11 protein-coding genes are annotated in these 18,463 nt (G+C 60.5%); 4 read left to right on the top strand and 7 right to left on the bottom strand.

Annotated features, from left to right (window positions below; all coding sequences use genetic code 11):
- The first annotated feature begins 98 nt into the window (after positions 1 to 98).
- A complete protein-coding gene (locus U4012_RS22895) occupies positions 99 to 899 on the top strand; it encodes a cystine ABC transporter substrate-binding protein (RefSeq protein ID WP_044845938.1) in 801 nt (266 codons plus the stop codon).
- A 91-nt stretch (positions 900 to 990) separates the two neighbouring features.
- Here the strand turns inward: U4012_RS22895 and U4012_RS22890 are convergent, their stop codons facing one another.
- A complete protein-coding gene (locus U4012_RS22890) occupies positions 991 to 1,194 on the bottom strand; it encodes a hypothetical protein (protein ID WP_321801713.1) in 204 nt (67 codons plus the stop codon).
- Between the two features lie 825 nt (positions 1,195 to 2,019).
- Here U4012_RS22890 and U4012_RS22885 point away from each other — a divergent pair.
- From U4012_RS22885 to U4012_RS22875, 3 genes are all read left to right on the top strand, one after another.
- Positions 2,020 to 2,343 carry a type II toxin-antitoxin system RelE/ParE family toxin gene (locus U4012_RS22885; protein ID WP_321801711.1) on the top strand — a complete coding sequence of 108 codons (324 nt, stop codon included), beginning with the start codon at positions 2,020 to 2,022 and terminating at the stop codon, positions 2,341 to 2,343.
- Between the two features lie 14 nt (positions 2,344 to 2,357).
- Entirely contained in the window at positions 2,358 to 2,621 is a 264-nt protein-coding gene (locus tag U4012_RS22880) for a helix-turn-helix transcriptional regulator (RefSeq protein ID WP_321801709.1), read from the top strand.
- 420 nt (positions 2,622 to 3,041) lie between these two features.
- Positions 3,042 to 4,412, top strand: a complete 1,371-nt coding sequence (locus tag U4012_RS22875) for an integrase family protein (RefSeq protein WP_321801707.1) — start codon at positions 3,042 to 3,044, stop codon at positions 4,410 to 4,412.
- Positions 4,413 to 4,453: 41 nt separating this feature from the next.
- On the opposite strand, the gene U4012_RS22870 is transcribed toward U4012_RS22875, so the two are convergent.
- The 6 genes from U4012_RS22870 to bcpA form a co-directional block, all read right to left on the bottom strand.
- Entirely contained in the window at positions 4,454 to 4,861 is a 408-nt protein-coding gene (locus tag U4012_RS22870) for a hypothetical protein (RefSeq protein ID WP_321801705.1), read from the bottom strand.
- 500 nt (positions 4,862 to 5,361) lie between these two features.
- On the bottom strand, positions 5,362 to 5,952 hold the full coding sequence (locus tag U4012_RS22865; protein ID WP_321801703.1) for a hypothetical protein: 591 nt from the start codon (positions 5,950 to 5,952) through the stop codon (positions 5,362 to 5,364).
- A gap of 154 nt (positions 5,953 to 6,106) precedes the next feature.
- Positions 6,107 to 7,843 (bottom strand): ShlB/FhaC/HecB family hemolysin secretion/activation protein, encoded by a 1,737-nt coding sequence (locus U4012_RS22860; RefSeq protein WP_321801701.1) that lies wholly within the window; start codon positions 7,841 to 7,843, stop codon positions 6,107 to 6,109.
- A gap of 24 nt (positions 7,844 to 7,867) precedes the next feature.
- A complete protein-coding gene (gene bcpO, locus U4012_RS22855) occupies positions 7,868 to 8,050 on the bottom strand; it encodes a CDI system lipoprotein BcpO (protein ID WP_226809489.1) in 183 nt (60 codons plus the stop codon).
- Between the two features lie 70 nt (positions 8,051 to 8,120).
- Entirely contained in the window at positions 8,121 to 8,930 is an 810-nt protein-coding gene (locus U4012_RS22850; RefSeq protein ID WP_161654666.1) for an immunity 49 family protein, read from the bottom strand.
- 9 nt (positions 8,931 to 8,939) lie between these two features.
- Positions 8,940 to 18,359, bottom strand: a complete 9,420-nt coding sequence (bcpA, locus tag U4012_RS22845) for a contact-dependent inhibition toxin BcpA (protein WP_321801698.1) — start codon at positions 18,357 to 18,359, stop codon at positions 8,940 to 8,942.
- Between the last annotated feature and the right edge of the window lie 104 nt (positions 18,360 to 18,463).

Genomic DNA, 18,463 nt, shown 5'->3' with positions numbered 1-18,463 from the left:
TGCGAGTAGTGTCTACGTGCCCGTCATTCGGCCCCGGCCCGGCCCGGGCACGATCGATGCCCGGTGCCCATCACCACACTGAACACTGGAGATCCACGATGAAACGTTCGAAGTTCCTGCTATCTGGCCTGCTGCTCGCGTCGGCCCTCGGTTTCACGGCCGTCGCCGCGCACGCGGAAGACCTGCTCGACTCGGTGAAGAAAGCCGGCGTGCTGCGCGTCGGCCTCGAAGGCACGTATCCGCCGTTCAACTCGCGCGGCACGTCGGGTCAGCTCGAGGGCTTCGACGTCGACGTCGCGAATGCGGTTGCCGGCAAGCTCGGCGTGAAGACGCAGTTCGTCCCGACCGAATGGAGCGGGATCATCGCGGGGCTGCAGGCCGGCAAGTTCGACGTGATCGTCAACCAGGTCACGATCACGCCGCAGCGCAAGGAAGCGCTCGACTTCAGCGAGCCGTACACGTACTCGGCCGCGCAGCTGATCCAGCGCAAGGACGACACGCGCAACTTCAAGTCGCTCGAGGACTTCAAGGGCAAGAAGCTCGGCGTGACGCTCGGCACCAACTACGACCAGATGGCGCGCAGCGTGCCGGGCATCGAGGTGCAGACGTATCCTGGCGCACCGGAAAAGCTGCGTGATCTCGCGGCAGGCCGGATCGAGGCGACGCTCGACGACCGCCTGATGCTGCCGTACATGATCAAGACGTCGAACCTGCCGCTGCGCTCGGGCGCGGTGCTGAACGGCGGCAAGCAGGAAATGGCGATCCCGTTCCGCAAGGGCAATCCGAAGTTCGAGAAGGCGATCAACGATGCGCTGGAGTCGCTGCGCAAGGAAGGCACGTTGAAGAAGATCTCGATGCACTGGTTTGGCAGCGACGTGACGGTGCCGGTCGCGCAGTAAGCGGTTCGCCGCGCTTGCATTGCGTCACGTCACTCGCTGCGGCGAAGGCGTGACGCCTCTTCTCTCCCGCTCTCTTCGCTCTCCCCTTCGCTCAGGCCGCTTCGTCGAAGCGCGCGAGCAGCATCTGGCCGATCGGCGTCAGCGCCGGGCGCGTAGCCACCTCGTTCACGCGTACCTGCGTATCGTCGACGAGCCGCTTTTCGACGAGCACGGCGAACGCGGGGTTCGCCAGGTCGACGCTGTCCGGTGCGCGGGCTATGCGCAGCAGCATCGAGAATTCATGCGGACTCAACATGGTCCTTGTCTCCTGATCGTCCGCGATCCGGTTCGATCGGCGTCGATCGTGTTTTCGAATGGAATGGTGCGAGGCATAGTCGATGCGCCGCCGGGAGCGAGACCCCGGTTGACCGTTGCGCAACGCGGGCACGGCGTCGCGTGCGGGTCACGCACGCCCGGATCGCGACGGTGGCGCCGCGGCGGGAACGTGCAACGTTAGGGGCGCAGCGTGACGCGGGCGTGACAGGGAAAGGGGGGCGCAACGATGTGCGATGCGCACTCGGATTACCAGCGCAGCGCACGTCGTGCGGATCGGGGCGGGAGCGTAGGCATCTTCAGCCTCGATGGCGATGCCTGTGGCCGAGCTGGATTGACGTGCCATGCGGTCGAGACGTTAGCCTCCATTGCCCATGCGCCTCAAAATTCTCCCCTTCAAATTTTTAGCACTCCAACCAATATCGGCACGATTCCGTTGACGCGATACGCAGCGTTCGTCGCTCGAAATCGAACCGTCTCTCGCAGCGCCCCCCGCCCCAGGAATCTTCGCCTCACCTCGTCTGCCGTTTGGTCAGGGTTTCTATACCGAACGGCCAATTTTCACTCAAAGCAATCGAAACCGCCTACATTGAACGGACACCAAAGTATTTTTCTCTCCGCAAATCTTCACCGAGATTATGAAAGGTCGTGTCGACGGCGAATGCGCTTCATGAGCACTGCATAGCCGCCACCGCCGCCCCACTGTCGCGGATATCCGCACATCAAGGGATGGGCGTCGATGCAATCCCCGTGTATTGCATGCAGTGGGCCACTCACTCACCCGATATAGCAAAAAAGCGATAAACTGATGACCTGGCATGTTGAGTTGATACCCGAGGAAACGGCCGAATTGCTGGCATTGCCTCCCGATATGCGCGCCCGCTTCCTCCATATCGCGGAGATGCTGGCGGAGTTCGGCCCGCAACGCGTCGGGATGCCCCATGTGCGCGCGCTGACGGGAAAGCTTTGGGAAATCCGCATGACCGGGCGTGATGGCATCGCGCGGGCGATCTACGTCGCGCGGACGAAGCAACGCCTGATCGTGCTGCACGTGTTCGTGAAGAAGACGCAGAGAACACCGCGTCGCGCTATCGAAATGGCGTGCGCCCGGATAAGGAGGATTGAGCAATGACGAGCCTTGCAACGTTGAAGAAGCGCCTGTTGGCCGATCCGGCCACGCAGGCCGAGTATGACGCGCAGGCACCGGAGTTCGCCGTTGCCCGCGAACTTGTCGCCGCACGCGTGCGCGCCGGATTGACGCAGGAACAGGTCGCCGAGCGGATGCAGACCACTCAATCGACCATCGCGCGGATGGAGAGCGGTCGCACGATGCCGTCGCTGCGCACGCTGGCGCGCTATGCGAAGGCGACGGGAAGTCGGGCCGTGGTACGTCTGGAAGCGATGAAGTAGTTCGACTGCCGCTTGATGGCCCGGCGCCGCGCAAGCGACGGAATCCGCAGGCCGACGCCCGTCCCCGCGGATTGGCGATAAAGCACAGTCGGGAACCATTGCCCGGATGTGCAGTGTGCACGCCGGTGATCGCCACGAACGAAAAAAGGGGTTACGGAAAACTCCGTAACCCCTTTTCGGATATGGTGCCGGCTGCAGGACTCGAACCCGCCACCTGATGATTACAAATCATCGAACAGCCGGGTTGATCAGTTACGATCGAGATAGATGTAGGCGCGACAATCCTTATATTAAAAGGCCTTCCCGACTCAACCTGATGATTTTACATTGACTCGTGTTGCCTGAGGATCCCATAATTTGCCTACACCATACCTACACGAAAGCGTGTAGGCAGCCAAGGCCAGTTATGCCGGAGCCAGCATGTCCAAGGTAAATTTCACGACAGAACGAGTGAACTCGCTTCCTTGCGTAGCAGGTAAGCAGCAGACAATCCACTGGGATGCCAAGAGTCCAGGTCTAGGGCTCAGAGTCACGAAATCAGGTGCCCGCGCCTTCGTTTTTGAATCGCGCCTCTTTGGCAAAACCATCCGTCTGACGATTGGCGATCCTCGCTCTTGGGATCTCAGCAATGCCCGAGCCGAAGCTGCTCGACTTGCCCTCCTGATTGACGCCGGACGGGATCCCCGAGAAGTCAGTGCCGAACAAAAGGCCGCGCACGAAGCACGGTTGGCCGACGCACGTCGCAAAGACGTGCTTTTCGTCGATGCGTGGGAAGCGTATTTAGACGATCTGCGTACACAAGTGTCACCAAAGACAAAACGACCTCGATCGGCTCAGTACATCGAAGACCACCGCAAGCTATCCGCCGCGGGCGGTGAAGAGAAGAAGCGCGGCAAAGGGCTTACCTCGCGAGGACCACTGTATGTACTGATGCGAGTGAAGCTCGCGGAGCTAACAGGAGCAGCGATAGCCGAGTGGCTTCGGATTGAGACAACAGAACGCCCGACGAGCGCTGCGTATGCCTATCGAGTCATCAAAGCCTTAGTACGGTGGTGCGAAAGCCACGAACGATTCGCAGGGTTGATCCCAAGCGACTGCTACTCATCCACGAAAGTCAAATCTCTTCTCCCCAGTGCAAATACAAAGGAGGGAGATAGCTTACAGCGCGAACAACTGCATGCATGGTTCACGGCCGTACGAGCGATCCCGAATTTTGTCGTCTCCGTATACCTCCAGGGCCTTCTCATAAATGGACCTCGCCGAGAGGAGCTTGCTGAACTTCGCTGGGACGATGTCGATTTTGATTGGAACAGTATGCGTCTAAACGACAAGATCGAAGTCAAAAACGGTCGGGTCATTCCGCTGACCCCGTATTTCGCAATGCTTCTGAGAGAGCTAAGGAACATCAATGACAAGCCACCGGCAACATCGGTGCTTGCCACCCTCGCAGAGCAAGGCAAGACATGGCATCCATCTCCGTGGGTGTTTCCAAGCCCCACATCAGAAAGCGGGCATATCGAGGAGCCGCGCTACGCTCATAACCAAGCAATTCAGGCGGCGGGGCTCTCCCACGTAACGTTGCACGGACTGCGCAGGTCTTTCGGCACGTTGGCCGAATGGTGCGAAGTTCCTGTTGGTGTTGTCGCCCAAATTCAAGGACACAAACCAAGTGCTCTTGCAGAGAAGCATTACCGACGCCGCCCTCTCGACATGCTTCGAATGTGGCATACGAAAATCGAAGCGTGGATGCTCGAACAGGCAAACATCAAATTCGAGCCTCCAAGGAACTGAAATACGGGGCAGCGAACACGATTCTTGTCCCAACCCAGTCGTCAGGCAGTTTCGTTCTTGACTGGAATCGGCGAGCGCCCCGTTCCCGTCACGAAACGTTGCAGCCGATCCCAAGCCGCGAGATAGCGGTACTTCGGCACCGCTGCCAATTGTTCGTCATGCGCGACTAAAAGCCGCTCCACGTCAGCGGCTTCGTTCTCGTGAAGCATCCACGGCTCGTTACGCTCTGCACGCGCGATACAAGCGTCCAATGCGGCCTCTGCTCGACGATACAAGTTCAGGTCTGAGCCGGAGGTCGTCTCGCTGCGCATAAAGAACGCCAAGTAGACAACGCGCAACAGGCAAGTGACTTGATCACAATCTCCGCGTCCCGAGCGAACCACAGCCAGCGCCATATGGTTCTCCAGCGACAACGATCGCACCTTTTCGGTCGACAACGGCAACAGCATTTCTTTCGTAAGCGTTGCCCGACCGCCTCGCCGTCCCGCACTTCTTCCCACTGATTTACCCTTCTGTTGTCTCACATTATCGCGCCATGACGCCGACAGCTGCACTATTTCCCCTCATGGTCATAGCGCCGGCGTAATGCAGGATCGCGCGTGACTCGCAGCCGAAAACAGTTCGGGCACCATGCGCCACGATTGATCACGGTGTTAGGCATCGAGTTCCACACATGCCCGTGTACGCACTGCCATGTCAATTTGACTCGATTGCCGTGATATTCGGTACTCAAGCATCGACCACCGCGCGCCGCTGCAACCGCCTGCATGTCCTCTATCGTTCGGCGCTTCGCGAGATTCGCGCAATGCCAACACCATGCCCCGCCAAGTACCAGATGCCCCCACGTCGTCCATTCATGTCCGCGTGCGCATCGAAATTGGTACTTCGAGTTTGTCAGATGATACGGAAGTGCGGCATACGACGCGCGATTTTCTCCCGCCGCCGATACTTATTGCCTCAGACGGACGACGTACAGGCCGGTGAAGTTTGCAGCAGCGGCTAGGCTGTAGTTCGGCCGATTCGAATAGATCGAGCCCATGATCGTCGGCTTGTAGGTGACGACCTCGCCCGAAACACTGGCCATCTCGATCACCGGCGGATTCGGATCGGGAACGACATCGGTGGTGAAGTTCAAGGTCAGCGTACGGTTGAACATGTTGTCGAACCCACCGTATGACTTGATCTCGTAGACATAGTCCGCCTTCACACCCGCCGGAACCGGGTCGGGTTTCCCGAGGCAAATCGTCCCGTCGCGAACGACTCCGTCTTGCGGCGTCTTGAACGTCAACGTTGCGATACCGTCATCCGTGACCAGCGTCATCGTTGCGTTCGGGATCGAACTCTTCGTGACTTGAATCGACTTGTACCCGTCCGGACACTTGAACTCGACGGGCCGAGGGTCCTGCGTCGTCGGTGAGGTCGCGCCTGACGCGCTGTCGCTGCTCGCAGCATTGCTCGCGCTGCCATCACTGCCACCACCGCATGCCACCAACAACGCAGCCGTGCTCATCAGGCACGACAGAATCATTCTCTTGTTCATCTATTCTCTCTATTTGTTAAGTGTGCTAATTAAATCAATTGCCGTCGCTCATGGTTCGACCTCGATCGCCCAGTGTCACTTTCCCGAAATGCGTCGGGGAACGCCACCACGCAACCTGTCCAGATCCACGCGAGGCCGATCGCGACTCACTCATTCAAAACTGCGCAGTCAATTGGAATCCGACCGCGAAACGTGCGGTCGGGAATTCAGATGGCTTGTAGACTGGCGTACCCACGAACAGGTCGTACGCATAGGCTCCGAATCGCGTACCCACGCTACCCTTTATGCCGATCACTGCGCCAGCCAACTGCGTCCCGACAAGGGCGACAGGCTGCGGGCCCCATACGCGACCATAGTCGAGTCCCGCATAAACTGCCTGTCCCGTCTGCCCAATCGGCGCCTGCAATTCGTTGCGCCAGTAAAAGCCGCGCGCTGCGGCGAGCATCGTCTCGCCATCGAAACCGCGCACTGTATAGCGACTGCCAATCGTCAAGTCGTCGATGTAGTAAAGCGTGTTACCGGTGTACTGGCCGTGGAATGTGCCGACATAGCGGAATGGCTGCTTGCCGATCGCGAACGGCACCGACAGGTTCGCGTCGAGCACCGCCATCTTGAAGCGATAGGTCGGCCCGCCACTCGCCGCCAACGTATCGTCCTGGGCGCCCAATCCACCGACACCTTGACGATATGCAAGTGAGCCGTCAAACTGCGCGCCGCCTAAGTAGTGGCGATCAGTCAGGCCGAGCTCAATCATCGTGTTATTGCGGCGCTGCTGCGAGATCTCAGTGTCTTCGATAAAGCTTTGTCCAAAACGGCGTGACAGGCGAACGTAGGCGCCGAACACATCGTTCTGACTACGCGACAGCACGCGGGCCAGCTTGAAATCGACCGTCTTTGAATTGCCGCTCGCGACGAACGTCTGATTCACGCCAGCAATCTGCTGGTAGTACGTGCTCGTGTATGCGGAGAGCGTTGCGGTCCAGTAGCCCCACGGGATCGAATAAAAGCCGTTCCAGCCGTGCGAGCCGAGGCGCTTGTCACCGAACTCGAGATCCTGGCTCACGCCGACGTTGAAGATGTCGTTCAGGCCGAGCGGGTTGTCGATGCCGAGCGACAGGTTGCCCTGCAGCCGGCCGGTCGCCCGCGTGCCCGAGTTGTCGATCGAGGCGACGACGGTCCACGGCTTGCCGCGCTTCACGTCGAGCACGACGTCGCTTTCGCCCGGCACATCGGCCGGTACGATCTGCATCGACACGTCCTGGCTCGACACGCGCTTCATCTGCTCCAGACCTTGCTCAAGGTCGCGCAAGTTCAGCAGTTCGCCGTCGCCGTTCGGGAAGGCGGTCTTCCAGGTGCCGCGGAGCTTTTCGTCGGCGAAGCGCACATGGCGGATGACACCGGGGATCAGCGAGAGCTTCAGCGTGCCGGTCGACAGATCTTGTTCGGGCAACAGCACGCGCGTCGTGACATACCCGTGCGCCAGAATCGCCTGCGACAGGCCCTTGACGAGCACGTCAAGTCCCTGTTTGCCGACACACTGCCAAGTGTAGTGCTCGAGCCATTCGCGCGCGAAGGCGAATCGATCCATCGGCAACGCCGACGCGCCTTGCGATTTCAGAGAAGCAGGCAGCGTATCGGGCACGTCGAGCGCAAAACGATCAATGCGAAAGCACGGCGTTTCGGATGGTAGCGCTGGATACCCTGCGCTCGCCGTTACGCTCGAACGCACCCCGGGCGCTGTGACGGTCCGTTCGCGCTCGCGCGCTTCTTCCTGCTGTCGGATTTGCTGGTCGTTGCCCGAAATGATCGGCCGAGGAGCTTCTTGCGCCGACACGGCCATTGGAATCAGCCATGCGGCCGACAGCAGCACGACCGGGGTACGGATTGTCATAAATGTGGTCTTGTTCGTTCGATTTTATGGCTTGGGTGCTAAATGCCCCGGAATCCAAACCCATTCGGTACCGCTCCATTTCCAGAAGCCCATGACCCAGATTGTGCTCGACCACGACGGCAACACGGGCTCCATTTCCGGTTTCGGCGGAGGACGCGGAGGAGCATCAGGTGGCACGGTCTCGCATGCCGCGAGAAGCGCTGACATAGCAAACGCCAGAGCCGCCGACCATTTAGCTTTCTTCATCATTACCTCAGCGTCACGGGACGTCGATCGATCATGTCTTAAACCACCGGGAAACGCGGCCGATCAGTCCTTGCGGAGGAGGCATCCAACCGGGTTTCAGAAAGTCGTAGACGTCATCGTAGTGATCGAGAGGCTTCACCGGCATCAGCTCCATTGGCACCAGCGGATGATCGACTTCGACAAAAACACCTCGGCGCCAGCACAGTTTCGCCTCCAGTACGGCCAAGAATGAAAAATAATCCTCTGTATACACGTGCTCCGACTTGCGTGAAGCGTCAGTGCGAATGATTTGTTCAAGCCCTTCTTTATCGCCACGAATCAACGTTGAGAAAAAATCCTCACCACGCTCGCATTCAGTTCTCAGCGGCTTCCGTCCGTTCTTCGCCATTCGGCGAATCTTGTCAGCTAGAGAAACATCGTCGCCCATCATAGCCAACTGAAGCATGTGAACATAGAACTGGTTATTTAATGGATCTTCTCTTGCACTCACGAATCCCTGAGGTGAGGCGACCGAGAACGCCTGGACCATCGCATTGGAGTCCGACATCATCGAGTACAATAAGTAATCTGGTGTTTGCAGCTCGAAGCGATCCTCGCTTATGGCGAGGGAAGTCAACTTGAGAACACACGAAACGTATAAATTATTTTTGAGCGATGGCATATCGCCATTGACAAAATAATCATAAAGTCCGACCACGGAGTGATCTCTCGAAAGTCCATCATAACAGCGCTTCAAATCAATAGGCTTGATCCGATTACGGATCTTTCCTGAAATCTCCGGAATATGCCGCATGGCCGCATCAAATCCAAAAGATTTCCGCTTAATCGCCTCTGCATCCATTTCGACACCTTATTTTATCTTCACAAGTGTTGCACCATTAGAATTAACACCCGTAACGACCTTTACAAGTTTGCCACTATCAATTGCCTTCTGGATCACGTCGGCGGTTGCCCTTTGATTTGCATCTCCACTTCGAAGACGGGCAACTGCGCTATCAATCCATCCATCAGTCATTTGCGTTGGCAAGCTACCGGATGGGCCATTAAGCTGGACCGATCCGTTCGCGTTCAATGGCTTGACTTCGTTGATATATACCGTGTCACCCTTGATGTAGACGCCGTCAAAGCAATTGACGCCACACTTACCATCCAGTGGAGTAAAGCCGTTGCGCACGAAGTAGTTGTTCGCCACATATTCACGGGCCTGCCCCTGCAAATCCTTCGACGGCAGCTGGTCGAGTTGTGATAGCACGCCTTGTTCCGCGGTATTCAATTTCACCGGCATGCTCTCCATCGTTACCTTGCCAGTGCTGATGAACCCTTTGCCCGTCGGATTCACCGGCCCCGCCAACCAAACATCAATCGACTCACCCACGCGGGCGACCGTCGACGCGATCTTGTTGGTTAGGATACCGCCGATGACCGTTTCCTCGATCGTGTAATCGGGTTTCACGGAGCCGTTTTGCGTGGCGAAGGAATCCACTCGACTCTGGTCGCGCTGGCTTCCGCCCGGCACGATAGAGTCGGGCAGTGTACCCAGGGTATTCAGATACGGGTTCGAACGTTGCGCAGGCGTCGCGCTGAAATACGTCTCCGGCGAACCGGCAGAAAATATGGGCGAACCGCGTACCAGAATCGGCTTGCCCATATACTGCGACAACATGTCTTGCGCTGTCTGAAGGTTCGCCAGGTAAGAGCTGAGGCCTCCCATTGCGCCTTCGCTGGTCGGATTGTTCGCCGTCTGGATCAGCGTCTGGAGATACGCCATGTTTTCCTTGTTGGCGGTGTCGTCGACCATTCCCTTCGCCGCGCGCTCGAGCATGTCGGTCCAGTAAGTCGTTGCCTTCGCCACGCAACTTGAATCGCCGCGGCATACCGCCTGCGCCTTTTCCTTCGCGAGCTGCTCGACAACCTTCACCTCTTCTACGTGAAGCTGCCGATTGTAAAGCTCGTTGTTGACGGCCGACCCTGCACCGGCCAGCGCACCGGATGCCCCCCCACCAGCGACAGCGCCAGCCGCCGCACCGCCCGCCGTCGCCACGATCTCGTTCAACGCATTCCGCGCGGCGGCTTGCGCGCTCAGCGGCAACTGGCTCACAGTCTGATCGATGATCGGCTGCGCCAGGGACTGCAGTACATCACCGGCCAGTGAACCCGCGACCGCTCCGCCGATGTTGCCACCCGACAGCGCTGCCCCGATCGCCGCCACTGCGGCGTGCAGCGCGTCGCGACCCGCACCGCCTTCGCCGAACAATGCCTTCATCTGCGGGCTGCTGTTTTCCAACTGAGTCGCCGCTTCCGCCACCGCGAACGTCGCGACCTTGCCGAACGCCTGCGCAAAGGCCATATTGTTCTGGACCTTCTGCAGGTTGAATGTGTTCTCCACCGTCTGGTTCGCGTTCGCGGTGTCGCGCGACAGCCCGGCCGTGCTGTCCGTGCCGTTCTGTTCATCCGACTTCACGACGATCTTCGCCGGGCTCACCGCGGCGTGCGTGACGCCGCTCGCGCTATCACCCGTCTGTGCAAAGCTTGGGCCGCCCGACGTCGAAAAACCTTCCGACGATCCCGAATACGACATCTTGTTCTGGATGTCGGTAAATCCGAGGCTACCGGTCGTCAGCGTATTGCTGTCTGCCGGCGCCGCGCTCGCGATCTGTGCGCCGTTGAGCTGTGTATGGCCCGCCACGTTGACATCAAACCCTTCCTTGCCAGCCACGATGCCGGTTTGCTGGTTCACCGACGCATAATTCGCGTCGATGCTGGTGTGGCCGATCGATGCGTCAACGCCGCCACCATAGCCGAATGTAAAGCTGCCGCTGACGCCCGTGTTGTGCTGGTTGCTGCTGTAATTCGACGTATCCTGAAGGCTCGTCATCGTCAAGTCGCCGCCGACATCGACCTTGACCTTGTCGCCTGAAACCTTGGCGCCCGACAACGTCGTGTCACCGCCCGACTTCATCGTCAGCGTGTTGCCGGCCGCCACCGTCGTATTGGTTTGCGTGACGCTGTCGCCGTTGCCCTGTCCGTGCGAGTTCGAGCCATTCGCGAAGACGCTGATCCCCGTATTCTTGCCCACGCCGATCGCCACGCCTGCATTCCAGCCGGTCGAACTGTTCGAGCTCGTACTCTGTTCGGTGCTCTGCGCACTTTGCAGCGTGATCGCGTTGTTGGCGTCGAGCGCGACGTTCTTGCCGAGCACTGACGCTCCGGTCATCGCAATGTTTCCGGTGCCCGCCTGAGCATTTCCGTTTGCGTCCGGCGTGCCGGTCGCCGTGATGGAGACGTTGCCGTTGCCGATGATTGACGAACCTTTCGCGCTCGAGATCGATGTCGTCGCATTGCTGCTGCTATGGCTCGACCCGATGCTGAGCTGTACCTGAACGCCCTTGGCAGCTTCGCTCACGTTCCCGTTCGACAGGGCATTGGCCGCGTCCTTGATCCCGCCGCGGTTCTGGTAAGCCTGTTCGGCAGCCGCCACGGCCTGTACTGCAGCGAGGCGCGAATCGCCCGACTGCTGGCCTTGGCGGACGGCGCCTGCCATCGACTGTCCGAGTCCGACCAGGCCGCCGCCCAATCCGACACTCAAACCCGACTGGCTGAACTGCTGCGACTGCGCGTCCTTGTAGGTGTCGTACGCGGCATTTACCGTCACGTTTTGAGCGGCGATTCCGACATCCCGGCCTGCCACAATCGTGCTACCGGTAATCGTGGCATCCTTTCCGGCCTGGATCGTGACATTGCCTTGCGATGACCCGATCACACTCCCCTTATTCGTCACCGAGCTGCTTTGGTCTTGCTGCGCGCCCGAGCGCGAACCTACCGTCACCGACAAACCACCATTCGTCAGAAGACCCGATTCCTTCTTGTCGAAATAGCTGGACGATTGAGTCGTGTCTTGCGAGGTCGTGATGTTGACGTTGCGCGTCGCCTGCAACGTCACGTCGTTCGTGCCAACGACGTTGCTACCCGCCACGTTGATGTCGCGATTGCTGACGATGTTGACGCTGTCGGCCGACACCGTGCTGCCCTGGCTATAGGTCGCCGTCTGGTCGATGCCGCTTGCAACCTGCACGCCGCTCACGACATTGCTGTGGCTGTGCGTTTCGTGCGAGTTCAGCACATGCGTTTCGGTTGCCGCGCCGATATTCACATCGCCGCTCGCCATCAGGTTCGCATTGCCTTTATCCAGGCTGACCGTGCTGCCGCTGATCGTGAGATCCTTGCCCGACGCCAATGTGACGGTATCGCCACCCTTGAGCGTCGTGCCGGTCAGCGCCTGATCGGACGTGTGCAACGTCTCCGCGTAGCTGCCATGGCTATCGCTACCCGAACTGTTGCTGTTCACCGTCGACGTCGTGCTCGCCGCGCCGAGCGTCACGTTGCCCTTGGCCGCGATCGTGCCGCCCTGACCAAGGTCGATCTGCGCGCCCTTGGCCGTCAGGTCTCCGCCGACGCCGATGCTCGACTGCCCACCAACCGTCACCGAGCTGCCGGTGACCTTGTTGATGTCGGTATTCGACACGCCGTTCGCCCGCTGCACGATCTTGTGCTCGCCCGTCTGCACCGCGCCGAGATCCCAGTTGCCGCCGACGTTCATCCCGAGATTGCCGCCGACCGACAGGTTACCCGCGTTCTGCTGGAAGTTGCCGCCGGTGACGATCGACGCATTGCCCGCGACGTCCAGTTTGGCGGTTGGCCCGAGCGTCGTCACCACGCTCGTTGCACCGTCCCGGCTCACGCGCGTGTTCGTCTTCGTCGCCGTATCGAGAATCAGGTCCTTGCCGGCATCCAGTTGCAAACTGCCGGCCTTCACGTTCGCCGACGTCAGATCGATGTTGTTCTCGGTCTTCAGCGACATCAGCCCGCCGCTTTGCAGCGCGCCGAACGCGTTGTCGATCTGCTTGCCCTGGATGGCCAGCGTGTTGTCCGCCTTGATCGTGCCGCTGTTCGTGAATGACTGCGCGTTCTGGAAATCGATATTCGTCGCGCTGATCAGCGGGCCGTTGACATTCTGCTGGTTCGCCTGCGCGAGATACACGACCGGCACCAGCACCGACTGGCCGTCCACCACGCGCGTCTCCATCATGATCACGTTGCTGGTCAGCTTCGACACCTGCTCGGCCGACAGGCTCGCGCCGATCGGCAAATCGAGCGACTTCGACAGATCCGCGCCTGCTGCCATCAACGATTGATACATTGTCTGCAAGTCTGCGTACGGTCCGAGCACTGCCTTTCCAGTCAGCGCCGTGACTTCGTTGCGCACGAGCTGCTGCTCGTAGAAGCCGTCACCAAGTCGCTTCGGAATATGCGTGAGGTCTACGCCGAGCTGGCCGAAGAAGTAGTCGCTCGAAATGAAGTTCTTCTGGTTCGTGAACGCCGGATTCGTCTCGATCACGTAGTTCGCATTCGGCGCGGTCGTCGGCCGGTACAGGCCACCTTGCGGAATCGTGAGGTTGTTCAGCACGTTCAGCGCCGTCGCACTGGCGATGATCGGGTCGACCGGCGCCGGCGGACCACCGTGCACGGACGATGCACCCGATTTTGCGCCGCTGGCGTTGCCGCTCAGGGTGGTCGGCGTAAGCCCCGGCACCGACTGCCCCGGCAACAAACCGAGCGGCGGAATTGATGCGTTAGCCGCCGTGTTGCTGACGCTGACACCCGTGCCCGAAATCGTGCCGTTCGAACTTATCGTCGAGAAGTAGCCGGGCAGCGTGTAATCCTTGATCGACGCCGGCGCCGCCTGCGTATAGCCACCCGGACGCCCAGTCACGAACGGCGCGTTGCCGAACGGCAGTTGCCAGTCGTGTTCGGTGTTGTCGTAGTTGTTGTAGTGATACTGCCCCGAGTAGGAAACCGTCACGCCCGGCAGTTTCTGCCCGGACGCCGCCCAGCCGTCGGCGTCATAGTGCGCCGGCATCTTGATGTCGCCGACCGCGGCGATGTTGCTCCAGTAGTTTTGCAGCGTGCCGACCGACGACGCATCGATCTTGCCGCCCGACACGATCTGCGCGGCCGGGCTGATGTCCGTTACCGTCGTTGCCGTCGCGCTGTCCGCGTAGTAGGTCGTGAACTGATACGTGCTGTTCCACTGACCGCCGTGAGGCGGCTCGGTGTAGACGCCGCCGATGCTGTCCGGATCCTTCACGCCAACCTGGCCAGTACGGCCGCTGATCGGAATACCGAACTGGCCGAGCAGCGATGGATCGATCGAACTCGTCGACGTCTTCATCACGCGGCGCGTACTCGTGATCTTGTCCGCATGCAGTTCCATGTCGCCGCCGGACTGAATCAGCGCGGACACGTTGTTGACGAGCGCCGCATTCGTGTAGTTGCCGCTGGCGTCCTTGCCGCCTGCCAGCACGACCTTGCCCATGCCGAAGATCGCCGTCGTCGCCATCGAATCGGTCGCGGTCGCGTCATCGCGGTTTTCGATGTCGTGTGCGAGGATTTCCAGCGTACCGTTGCTGTCCGATGCACCGATCAGCGCAGTCGGCCCGAGGTTCGAGATCGTATTCGTCGCGTTGAGCGAGGCACTGGCGCCCACGAGAGCGCCGGTATTAATCAGGTTGGTCGATTGCGTGTGCAGCAAGCCGCCGGCCGTCAAAGCGCCCACGTTGACGATGTTTCCGGCGTTGACGCTCAGGTTGTTAACCGATTGCAGGTTCGCGTTGTTCGTGAAGGTGCCGGGCAACGTGAAGGCGAGATCGTGACCGACGTTGAACTGCGTGTCGGACGCCGCCGTGTAATCTCCCTGCAAGTTCACGTTCGCGTCGCGCGCTGCGCTGTACGTGCCGCCGCCCTGCAGCGTGGCCGCCGCGACCGACAGGTCGTGCGTCGAGCTGATCTGGCCGTTCGTGTTCGTGATGGCGCCGGCCGTCGTCACGTTCACGTCGCCGTTCGAGTTCGTGACGTTGCCAATGGTGCCGCCGCTGTTGTCCAGGGTGTTGCCTTGAACATGCAGCGATGCACCGCTGAGCTGACCGCCTTGCGTATTGCTGATCGACGCGGCGCTTACCGTCACATCGCCGTTGCCGGTAATCGCGCCCATACCCGCTACGCCGCCGGCGTGGCTGTTGGCGATCTGGCTGCCGCCTTGCACCGTCATCCTGCCGGCACCGAGGTCGACAATGGCGCCGTCCGCGTTGTCGATCGAGGCCGATTGAATGACGAGCGTGCTAGCGTCGCCTGCTGTCGACTGCCCGGCCTGAACGTGGCCGCCTTGGTTTGACAGGGCGCCGCCGCTCTTCAACGACAGCGATGCGTCTGATCGCAGCAATCCCTGCGCGTTGTTTACGTCGCCCGCGATCGTGGCGTTGAGGCCACGCTGTGCGGCGAGGATACCGCTCGCATTGTTCCAGGTAGCCGCGTTGACGATGGCTTGTCCCTTCGTCACGATGGTGCCAGCCGCGTTGTTCAGCGCGCTGGCTCCGTTGCCCGGCGCGATCGTCAGCGTGCCCACGCCGGCATGCGTAATGGTGCCGCCTGCGTTGTTCAGCTCGGCCGGCGTGAGCGTCAGGTCCGTGCTGTTGGTCTGGATCACGCCGGCGGCCGAGTTGTCGAGTGTGCCGCTGACGTTCATCCCCATCGCCGACGATCCATACTGGGTGATCGTACCGCCGTGGTTCACGAGGTTGGCAGTCGTCAGCGCAAGCTGATTGGCCTCGAGCTTGCCACCGCTGTTGTCGAGCGTGGAATCGGCAGTGACCGACAGGTTCGGTGCGACGATCGAGCCGCTCTGATTCGTCATCGAGCCCGTTCGGATCGTCGCATTCGTGCTGGCGCCGATCTGGCCGCGATCGTTCGACAGCGTGCCGCTGGTGACACTCACGTCGGTGTTCGACAACAGCTTGCCGCTCGCATTGTTCAGCGTGCCCGCGACGGTTGCCGTCAGTCCGTTCTGCGCGTTGATCGAGCCCGATGTGTTGTTCAGCGCGCCGGTTTGCGCGACGACGCGCCCGTTGCTCGCGATCGAACCGCCTACGTTCGACACCGAGCCTGAACCGTTGCCGAGCGTCAGCGTGCCGTTGCCCGCATGCGTGATCGTGCCGCCATCGTTGACAAGCGCGGCAGGCGCGAGCATCAGATCGGTACTGTTGGTTTGCAGCGTGCCGCCATTCGAGTTGTCGAGCGTGCCAGACACGTTCACGCTCATCGCACCGGCGCCGGTCTGCGTGATCGTGCCGCCGTGGTTCACGAGGTCGGTCGTGTTCAACGACACTTGGCTCGCCTGCAAGGTGCCCGCGCTGTTGTCGAGCGTTGTTCCACTGATCGTTGCCGTCTGGCCGGCGATCGAGCCGCCGTTGTTGACCAGGCGCGCGCCCGCGTCGACGGCCACTTTTTGCGCAGCCTGCAGCGTGCCGCTGCCGTTGTCGACCGACTGGCCCGATACCCGCAGATTCGTGTTGGATGTAAGCGCGCCGCGATTGACAACGTTTGCGCCCTGGACCGACACATCGCCGTTGCCGCCGATCACGCCGCCTTGCGCGCCGTTCGCGGTGGTACCCGCCGCATTGGTCAATTGGCCGCTGGTCGTCACCGACAAACCGTCGCCGTTGAGCGACGTGATCCGACCCGCCGTGTTGTCCAGTGACGCACCGGCCACCGTCATGCCGGCCGCGCTTTGCAGGGTGCCCTGGTTGTTCGCGATGGCGCCGCCATGCAAGTCCGCCGTGCTCTCGGATACCAGTTCGCCGGACTGGTTGGCGATCTGGCCGGCCACGTTGACCGACAACGGCCCCTGCGACGAAACCTTGCCGCCCTGGTTCGACAGATTGCCGCCGGTCAGCGTCGTGCTCCCGCCGCTCGACAGGTTGCCGTGATCGTTGATCACCGTGCCGGACGCATTTGCCTGAATGGCCGCTTGCGCGCTCGTCGTCGCGTTCGACAGGTTCAGGTCGCCGGCCGTCGCGTTCAGCGACAGATTGCCGTTCGCCGCCGTCTGGCTGCCGGCGAGATTCACGCTGCCGCCTGTCAGTGACGCATTGCCGCCCGCCACATTCTGGCCGGTCGCGATGAGCTGGCCCGACGCAGTCAGGTTCAGGTCGCCGCTGTGCGTGACGGAACCGTCGTTGTTCACGCCGGCGCCGAGCGTGCCGGTCGAGTTGACGCTGCCAGCGTTGACCGTTGTATTTTGCTGCGCTGCGAGCGTGCCGCTGTTCGTGAGATCGGCACTTGTGCTGGCCGACAACGACTGCTGCGCATACGTCGTGCCGCTGTTCTGGATGCCGCCCGCGGCCGACAGCGCGAGGTTGCCGCTCGCGGTCGTCTTGCCCGTGAGCACGAGCCGGCCATCCGATTGCAGCGTCAAATCGCCTGCCTGCGCCGCGATCGTCCCGGCGTTCGCAACACCCACGCCTGCGGAGTTGCCAACCAGAAACACCCTATTGGCATACATGCCGCCTAACTGAGCCACGTCAATCGCGACAGCAGGCGCAGGACCGTCGCCGACGATCTGCGTCGCGACAAGCGTGTCGTGATTAACCTGATTCGTACCGGCAATTACATTGAGATTCTTCGCATAGATCGCGGCATTTGCCTGTACAGCACGGGCGATGATGTCAGTCTGATCAACATTCGAGGTATCGAGGCCCGCACCTTGCACGGTCACGAGGCCGCGATTAACATTGAAGCCCGTCAACGATCCGTCCGCGCCAAACTGCGGCACGCCAGTTGTCAGGACCGCACGCGAGGTATTGATGAACCCGCCACCGTCCACGACGATACCGGCAGGGTTGGCCAGCACGATCTCCGCACGACTTCCCGCTATCTCGACGTACCCTTTGATCTGGCTGGCCGCCGTGCTGTTAACCTGGTTGACGATGATGCGCGCCGCCTGCCCCGCGCTCAGGTTCGGATTGCCGTTGATATAGCCGGCCTGCTGCGTGTTGACGATCGTCGGCGAGTTGTTCAGGATCGCGCCAGCATGCGACACGTCAAACTGGTTGTAGGTGTTCAGCGAGACGCCAGCACCACCCGGCTTGTTGATATTCACTTGCGGCAGGCCGTTGGGCGTCTGGATTACCGATGGTGCATTCGGCCCCGCTCCGACGATTTGTGCGTGCACCCACATCGGCATCGCGCCCGCGGCAATCAGCGCAGCAAATGCCGCAAAACGTAACGCGAACTGCGTCACTACATGCAGACCGCTGCGATCGAGGGTACGCCGCGTTTCACCTGCGCTTGCTTTCCCCGCTGAGCTGGCCGTTTCTTCCACTGCGACCAACATACCGTGCACGCGGCTGAACACCAGCCGATAATGGTTTTTATTCATAACCTTGGTCTACTCGCGATTTTCGTTCGATCCGCCCTCACGGCCTCGAACATCGCATGAAATCTAATTGAAACCGTGGAAAGTCAGCGTCAAAGAGTGTCAAC

This window comes from Burkholderia sp. BCC1988, from assembly GCF_905339895.1.
Lineage (GTDB): Bacteria > Pseudomonadota > Gammaproteobacteria > Burkholderiales > Burkholderiaceae > Burkholderia.
Note: the sequence above shows the minus strand (reverse complement) of the source record. Positions and strands in the feature narration are given on the sequence as shown.

What these genes read in the sequence shown, in the direction of transcription:
- U4012_RS22895 (WP_044845938.1), top strand. Translation starts at nt 99, where the DNA reads ATGAAACGTTCGAAGTTCCTGCTATCTGGCCTGCTGCTCGCGTCGGCC.
- U4012_RS22890 (WP_321801713.1), bottom strand. Translation starts at nt 1,194, where the DNA reads ATGTTGAGTCCGCATGAATTCTCGATGCTGCTGCGCATAGCCCGCGCA.
- U4012_RS22885 (WP_321801711.1), top strand. Translation starts at nt 2,020, where the DNA reads ATGACCTGGCATGTTGAGTTGATACCCGAGGAAACGGCCGAATTGCTG.
- U4012_RS22875 (WP_321801707.1), top strand. Translation starts at nt 3,042, where the DNA reads ATGTCCAAGGTAAATTTCACGACAGAACGAGTGAACTCGCTTCCTTGC.
- U4012_RS22870 (WP_321801705.1), bottom strand. Translation starts at nt 4,861, where the DNA reads ATGCTGTTGCCGTTGTCGACCGAAAAGGTGCGATCGTTGTCGCTGGAG.
- U4012_RS22865 (WP_321801703.1), bottom strand. Translation starts at nt 5,952, where the DNA reads ATGAACAAGAGAATGATTCTGTCGTGCCTGATGAGCACGGCTGCGTTG.
- U4012_RS22860 (WP_321801701.1), bottom strand. Translation starts at nt 7,843, where the DNA reads ATGACAATCCGTACCCCGGTCGTGCTGCTGTCGGCCGCATGGCTGATT.
- bcpO (WP_226809489.1), bottom strand. Translation starts at nt 8,050, where the DNA reads ATGTCAGCGCTTCTCGCGGCATGCGAGACCGTGCCACCTGATGCTCCT.
- U4012_RS22850 (WP_161654666.1), bottom strand. Translation starts at nt 8,930, where the DNA reads ATGGATGCAGAGGCGATTAAGCGGAAATCTTTTGGATTTGATGCGGCC.
- bcpA (WP_321801698.1), bottom strand. Translation starts at nt 18,359, where the DNA reads ATGAATAAAAACCATTATCGGCTGGTGTTCAGCCGCGTGCACGGTATG.